The following is a 7158-nucleotide window of genomic DNA, read 5'->3' on the forward strand; positions in this document are numbered from 1 at the left end:
TAGTACGTATATTCAGAATGACTATGAGGCCAAAGATCTAAAATATTGAAACCTCAAGTAAGCTCCTACAAAATAGGTGCTTATTTATTTACAAAAAATCCCCTCGCTAGGAGGGGTCAAAAGATAAGAAAAGGTGGGCTTATATAAACCGCTAAATTAACGGGTAATCGTAATTAGTCTGAGGACTCATCAACAGTTAACAACATCCTTGATAAAGAGGGAATCATGCCGACTAATAATAAGACGATAATCAATTTCATTCTATGTACATCTCTTTCTTAACTTATATTGCAGTGCCTATATGTTGTATTTATCATAAACCATATTTGTTACTCTGCCATGAATTTTGTGTGAAGAATATGTTAAACCTTATAATGGAAAATAGGCCCCGGCGGTTAAGCTAAGGCCCGATCATTTTACTTATGTACTTCCCTTTTTCTCTGCAAGATACTTAGAAAACTCCACCGTCGTCCCATAAAAACGCATTTTATCCAACCCAACAACCGTTGATAAATGTTCAATAAGCCGATCTACGTTACCCGTACCAGAACGCTCAATGAGCGAATACTGAGGATAACTGATCATGGTATCAAAATACTTCTGTAAAAACTCTTTGGGTTTTAGACCGAGCGTCTCTCTGTACGCCTTGAGGTTTTTGGCAGCCTGTTCCCTATTTAGAAACACCGTTGTTTCTAGAAACCTAGATTCAATAAGTTGCGGTTCTAGATAACGTCGAATAGCTTCATTAATGAACCGGCTTCGGAACTTTGCATCTTCATTTGGGTTTGATAGTTTCACGGCCACATCGATGCGTTCCAATAATTCATAATCTAAGCCACATGTAACCATTCTCAGATTAGGGGCTTTCACGGTATCATCATAAACTTTATCCACAGAAATACTGTAGTCGTTACTTGCCAATATTTTTTCCGCAAGGTTTTCTATGAGTTCTTGAATCAACATGTTGTGCTCCTGGACCCACAGAGTTACGGCCTGTTTCAGTTCGGCGGTTTGAAAATAGATATGGGTTATGACGACTGGTTTTGCGTTCATAGGCCACTCCTTTTGTTCTGTACCAGACGGCTTTAAATATCGTCTTTTCTTATTGTACCATGCTATATACTACAATACAATAATTTAAAGAGTTAATAAGGAGACTATTAACCCATACAAAACACCGACCCCCATCACCCCAGTGGCCAATCCAAACATTATGGACGGTCTTTTAGATTGTCTTTTTTAACATACGGATAAGAATAGATGGCCACGATTTCATCATTATCATAAATTACTTTTGTCATTTTTACTCCCTCCTATCCTCTTCGTGATTCCCACCGTTTACTACTTTGCCACTTAACAGCACTCCTCGGTAGATCTCTATTCCAGATGTACACAAGAGCCTCCACAGTTTCAGCGCCGACCTCTACATCAACCCATCTGCGGAGATACATTCCACTATCAGTCCTTAGATTATACCCTTCGAGACGATCAATATTTGGCATCGCTTCGACATGCACCTTGTAGACTTCACCAGCTACATCACCATCGCCCGGCATTACTGCTGGGAAGCCACCCAAACAATATAAATCACCTTTAAACCGTCCCTCGCCTACCAATTCTGAATCGTCCGTAATTATGATTCCCTTGCATTAGTGTTCCGTAGGTTACCATCAATTCATATTCTCTCACTTTAACGACCCCCCACAAATTTTTCTCTTATAATAATTTTATTATATAAAAATATATACTATCCTTAAATATTTATTACTAAATAAGAAACCCACCGACTTAAGATCGATGAGTTTCAGGCTGAATCTCTGGCCGAATCCTGACCGAATACTAGCGGAAACTTAGGGTTACTTACGGGTTTTTACGGTGAATTTGTAGATCCTTAAACCCTCTTGCAGACTGGCTTGTATCAAGGCTTTCAGCGTTTTATATCAACTAGATTTGTCTACATTATTGGTGGGCGATACTGGTCTCGAACCAGTGGCCTCATCCGTGTGAAGGATGCGCTCTACCGCTGAGCTAATCGCCCCAGTTTCGATATTCGACGTTCAGACGATCGAAGCAAAAAGATTAATTTGTTTTGTAGTTTTTCCTGACCTCTGGCTTCTGATCTCTGACTTCTGAAATGGTGGGCCCACTAGGATTCGAACCTAGGACCAACCCGTTATGAGCGGGGGGCTCTACCGCTGAGCTATGGGCCCATTCTAGGACAAAAACAAAATTGGCTCCCCGAGTAGGACTCGAACCTACAACCTACCGGTTAACAGCCGGTTGCTCCACCATTGAGCTATCGAGGAATGCCCTTTGCACGGATTATTATACGTAATTCAGCCGTTATAGTCAAGCTTTTCTTTAAAATTAATTCTTGGTTAGTGTCGATTCGTGCTTATTCCAAATAATCCTTTAACTTTTTACTCCGACTTGGATGACGTAATTTCCGCAAGGCTTTAGCTTCAATTTGCCGAATTCGTTCTCGTGTAACTCCGAATTCCTGTCCTACTTCTTCCAAGGTCCTAGTCCGCCCGTCATCAAGTCCAAAGCGCAATCTCAACACTTTTTCTTCGCGGGGAGTTAATGTTTCCAGAACTTCTTCCAATTGTTCTTTTAAAAGAATGAACGAAGCAGCCTCAGCCGGTGCCGGAGCATCGTCATCAGGGATAAAATCTCCGAGATGGGAGTCTTCCTCTTCTCCAATTGGTGTCTCAAGAGAAACTGGTTCTTGAGCGATCTTCATAATTTCTCGCACTCGCTCAACTGGAATATCCATTACCTTTGCTATCTCTTCAGGTGCCGGTTCTCGTCCTAACTCCTGCAAGAGTTGTCTTGAAACGCGGATCAACTTATTAATTGTTTCCACCATATGCACAGGAATCCGGATTGTTCGAGCTTGGTCTGCGATGGCACGGGTAATGGCTTGACGGATCCACCATGTGGCATACGTACTAAACTTAAACCCTTTGATATAGTCGAATTTTTCTACGGCCTTAATCAGTCCAAGATTCCCCTCTTGAATGAGGTCTAGGAAAAGCATACCCCGTCCAACATAGCGCTTCGCGATGCTGACTACGAGACGCAAATTGGCTTCGGCTAAACGTCGTTTTGCTTCCTCGTCGCCGTCCTCCATACGTTTTGCCAATACTATTTCTTCCTCGGCAGAAAGCAGAGGTACTCGTCCAATTTCTTTGAGATACATTCGAACCGGATCATCAATTCCAACGCCTTCAGGCACAGAAAGATCCACTTCCGCCTCTTCCTCTACTTCGTCTTCCGCTTCATCGATTAGATCATCATCGTCATCCGTGACCTTTTTCAACACTTCCAGCTCAACTTCTCCAGGCTCTGGCACCACGTCTATTCCCATCCGTCCAAGTTGTTGGTAGACATCATCTATTTGATCCGCAGAAAGCTCAACCCCTTGGAGAGCATCCATAATCTCCCGGTAAGTTAAGGATCCCTTCGTTTTGCCTTTCTGAATGAGGGCTTGGACACTTTCCATTTTCTGCTCTTCGCTCATCTGTCCCCCGCCTTCCCTCGGATCATTGTTCCGGGTGCCTTTTACCTTACTTTTCGCCACGTTTCAACCGCTCTCCTATCTCTTTCAACAGAGCCATGGCCCCTGCCATGTCACCGGATTTTTCTAAAGCTGCCATGCGGGCTTGAAGATCCTCCACTCTTTCCTCAGCTTGCGTAGAAAGAATCTCCTTGATACAATCATCTAAAAGCCGCTCAGTTTGGGATATATCTAACTCTTCCAGGAGCAAGCTAGCTAACCGGCTTTGAACCGATTCGTCGCTGTGCGCAGGCAATCCACCATCCTGATCGAGATAATCAAAAATTTGCTGGTGTTCCGGTATTTTCCAGAATAATTCACCCAGCTTTGCCTTTATTTTTGGCAAATGCGAAACATCTTCTAACAGCATACGCAAAATCATGCGTTCAGCTCGATAAACCCCTAAATAAACTGTTGGTAGAGGGTGCATAGTACTATTCTTACTAATAAGGGTCTCCATATTATTATCTCTATTTTTAACATAATTAACCTGTTTTTGTTGAGAATATTCCTGTACACGCTCATTTTTAGGTTTTTTCATTTCCTGGCTTGCTATCTCGCGTTGTACTGCTTCCAAAGTAAGTCCCAGCTCTAAACTTAAAAAGCGCTCATACCCTTCCCTTTCAACTGGACTAATGACTTTCAAAATGTCCGGAGCAAGTTTAATGACCAACTCCGCCTTTTCAGGGATACTTTGCGGTGGAGCATCTTGGACAAGAGTCCGATATTTAAATTCAACATAGGTTAAGACTTTGCTAAGAGCATTTCTAAACTCCTCCACACCGTAAGATTTCAAAAACTCGTCCGGGTCCTTGGCACCAGTTAAGGTTAAAACATCAACACGGATTCCAAAGTCGCGCAGAATTTCTCCCCCTCGTAAGGCAGCCTGAATTCCTGCTGGATCGGAATCGTAGAGGATGACGACACGCTGTGTATACCGTCTTAAAAGTTTTGCTTGATCCCGTGTCAAAGCAGTCCCTAGAGATGCTACTGCATTCGGAAAGCCGGCTTTCTGGAGCGCAATAACATCCATATACCCCTCAACTAATAAAGCGTACGCTTCCTCACGGATTCCCTGATGTGCACGATGCATCCCATAGAGGTGATGCCCCTTGTTGAAAAAAGGGGTCTCTGGAGAATTGAGATACTTAGGGAGTGAATCATCCAGTACTCGACCACCGAAGGCAATTGGATGATTGCGGCGGTCCAGTATACTAAAGAGGACGCGGTTACGGAAGCGATCATAATATTGTCCACCTTTACCTGGCGTCCCTCTTTCTAAGGCTAGCCCAGCTTCCGCCAATTCTTGCGGCTGAACCCCTCGGCCCTGCATGTAATCCAATAATCCATCCCAACGCTCAGGAGCATAACCTAATCGAAAGCTTTTCATCGTCTCAAGGTCGATCCCACGCTTAGCAAAGTAGAGACGTCCTGGTTCTCCTTCCGGTAACCTCAGTAAAAGATCATGAAAATAGCTTGCAGCCCATTCATTTATTTCTTCAAAACGTCGCTGGAGTCGGATTTCTTCTCGCTCACGGGGAGATCGCTCTTTCTCTGGAAGCGTCACTCCATAGCGGAATGCCAAATTCTGAACGCTCTCCACAAAAGACCAATTCTCCTTCTTCATAACAAAAGAAAAGATGTTGCCTCCAACGTTGCATCCGAAACAATAGAACATTTGTTTCTCCGGGGTAACAGTAAAACTCGGTGTTTTTTCCGAATGAAAAGGGCAAAGCCCCAAATAGTTTTTCCCCTTACGCTGTAAGCTGACATACTCCGCAACAACCTCAACGATATCCGCGCGCGAACGCACTTCCTCGATAATCTCTTCCGGAATAAATTCTTCATTAATTCTATGTTCCACGTTCTTTCGCCCTTCGATTTATACCCACATTTTTTTTAGTTTGTCAACCCTATACTTATACAATTCTTCGCCGAAACTTCACGGAATCCTCTTTTTTCGCCCCTCTAATTTAGAATTAGTTTGAGAAAGGATTCAGGTAACCGTTGACCGTCTAATTTAATTCTACTTATTTGACGATAATACCTCCTTTCTTCGACAATTATTTGTGCAAAAGATGGACCCCATAACTTCCCCAACAAAGATGAATCCCGACCACTCTTTCACACAGATAAAAAGCATGTTAGTATATAAGCAGTAAACCCTATCCCTTCATCTTTTTATTATGAGCGGTTTGCTACAAATAATGAACTTTATGAGGAAGGTGGATAGATTATGTTCAGACGTTCATTTAACACTCTCGTATTTACGCTCGTTGCTCTGTTATTTGCTGGACTCTTTTTGACAGGGTGTACTAAAACACAAGCCGTCACACCATCGAATAACACTCCTGCACCTGAAAGCACAGCCCCTACTCAGCCCGCAGCGACCACTCCCACTCAACCAGCCCCGCACTCCGTAAAGCTAACTCTCTATTTCCCGAATTCGGATGCCACCGGCTTAGTAGCCACAGATCGAACAGTCACCTTAAATGATGACGAAGTTATTAAGGCCATGTTTAACGAACTGGCGACTCCTCCTTCTGGGTCGGAAAAACCACTTCCTCAAGGGACGAACCTTCTAAGTGCGTCAGTAAGTTCAGACGGCGTTGCGACAATAAATCTATCTAAAGAGTTTCAGAAGAACTTTAGCGGTGGATCTGCTAGCGAACAAATGACGATTTATAGTATTGTGAACACCTTAACGACTCTTTCTAACGTTCACAGTGTTCAATTTCTCCTAGAAGGGAAAAAACTCGATGGAATTCTGGGGAATCTCGCAACCGATACTCCACTGAAGCCAAATGAAAGTTTAAATGTTAAAAATTAACAAATGATGCTCAGGCGATAATGAAACTTGTTATTTACTAAAAGAAGAGAGAACCCGCTAGATGTTGTGAGGGTCCTCTCTTCTTTGGCTTTTTCTTTACTGATTAAATGTTAATGTAGAGGAACAAACAAGCTCTGGAACAGATCGATCGCGTAATTATCGGTCAACCCGGATATATAGTCAACAACCGCTTGAGTTTCATCTCCGTTAGCCCACTCTAAAAAGTTCTCCGGTAATTTGGATATATCCTGTCTATAATATTCAAAAAGGGCCTGAACAATGTATTGCCCTTTTCGTCGTTCTTCGCGTAAAGTTGGGCTGTTATAAACCCTTGCAAACATAAAATTCCGGAATTCCTGCATGGTATCTCTGACCTCAACCGTCTGTTCAATATGATCTTTTCCACTTGATGCCTCAATCATGTCAACCACCATCGTGGTAATCATATCGCTCGGTTTCTCTCCGAGTATCCGCTTAACAGTCTCTGGCAAATCGCTTTGGATCAGTAAACCTGCCCGCAGAGCATCATCGTAATCATGACAAAGATAAGCAATCCTGTCTCCAGTTTTCACAATCTGCCCCTCTAAGGTCTTAGGGATACCTTCTCCGGTGTGATGTAAAATCCCATCGAGAACAGGCTCCGTGAGATTTAAGCCGTGGCCCTCACGGGCCAACACCTTTAAGATGCGGATCGACTGTTCATTATGCTCAAAGTGACTAATAATCCGTCTCAGGGCCTCCTCCCCGACGTGTCCGAAGGGGGTGTGAC

6 protein-coding genes and 3 tRNA genes are annotated in these 7158 nt (G+C 43.3%); 1 reads left to right on the plus strand and 8 read right to left on the minus strand.

Features of this window, described 5'->3' with window-relative positions; genetic code table 11:
* Positions 1-420: 420 nt before the first annotated feature.
* From DSOL_RS25100 to dnaG, 7 genes are all read right to left on the minus strand, one after another.
* Positions 421-1053, minus strand: coding sequence for a hypothetical protein (locus tag DSOL_RS25100; protein ID WP_075367444.1), 633 nt, complete (start codon positions 1051-1053; stop codon positions 421-423).
* 260 nt (positions 1054-1313) lie between these two features.
* The gene (locus DSOL_RS25105) at positions 1314-1616 is read right to left on the minus strand and encodes a gamma-glutamylcyclotransferase family protein (protein ID WP_170871619.1); all 303 of its coding nucleotides are present in this window, start codon (positions 1614-1616) and stop codon (positions 1314-1316) included.
* A gap of 347 nt (positions 1617-1963) precedes the next feature.
* Positions 1964-2038, minus strand: a tRNA-Val gene (locus DSOL_RS25110).
* A 97-nt stretch (positions 2039-2135) separates the two neighbouring features.
* Positions 2136-2210, minus strand: a tRNA-Ile gene (locus tag DSOL_RS25115).
* A 21-nt stretch (positions 2211-2231) separates the two neighbouring features.
* A tRNA-Asn gene (locus DSOL_RS25120) sits at positions 2232-2306 on the minus strand.
* Positions 2307-2395: 89 nt separating this feature from the next.
* A complete protein-coding gene (gene rpoD / locus DSOL_RS25125; protein ID WP_075367446.1) occupies positions 2396-3583 on the minus strand; it encodes an RNA polymerase sigma factor RpoD in 1188 nt (395 codons plus the stop codon).
* A complete protein-coding gene (dnaG, locus tag DSOL_RS25130; protein WP_075367447.1) occupies positions 3570-5423 on the minus strand; it encodes a DNA primase in 1854 nt (617 codons plus the stop codon). Before dnaG ends, rpoD begins: the two co-directional genes overlap by 14 nt.
* Positions 5424-5795: 372 nt before the next feature.
* Between dnaG and DSOL_RS25135 the strand changes: the two genes are divergently transcribed.
* Positions 5796-6389 (plus strand): GerMN domain-containing protein, encoded by a 594-nt coding sequence (locus DSOL_RS25135; RefSeq protein WP_075367448.1) that lies wholly within the window; start codon positions 5796-5798, stop codon positions 6387-6389.
* 110 nt (positions 6390-6499) lie between these two features.
* On the opposite strand, the gene DSOL_RS25140 is transcribed toward DSOL_RS25135, so the two are convergent.
* The coding region (locus DSOL_RS25140) for a deoxyguanosinetriphosphate triphosphohydrolase family protein (RefSeq protein WP_075367449.1) at positions 6500-7158 on the minus strand (659 nt) is incomplete at its 5' end.

Source organism: Desulfosporosinus metallidurans (genome assembly GCF_001936615.1).
Classification (GTDB): domain Bacteria; phylum Bacillota; class Desulfitobacteriia; order Desulfitobacteriales; family Desulfitobacteriaceae; genus Desulfosporosinus; species Desulfosporosinus metallidurans.

Coding starts and splice junctions, on each gene's coding strand:
- DSOL_RS25100 (WP_075367444.1), bottom strand. CDS start 1,053: ATGAACGCAAAACCAGTCGTCATAACCCATATCTATTTTCAAACCGCC.
- DSOL_RS25135 (WP_075367448.1), top strand. CDS start 5,796: ATGTTCAGACGTTCATTTAACACTCTCGTATTTACGCTCGTTGCTCTG.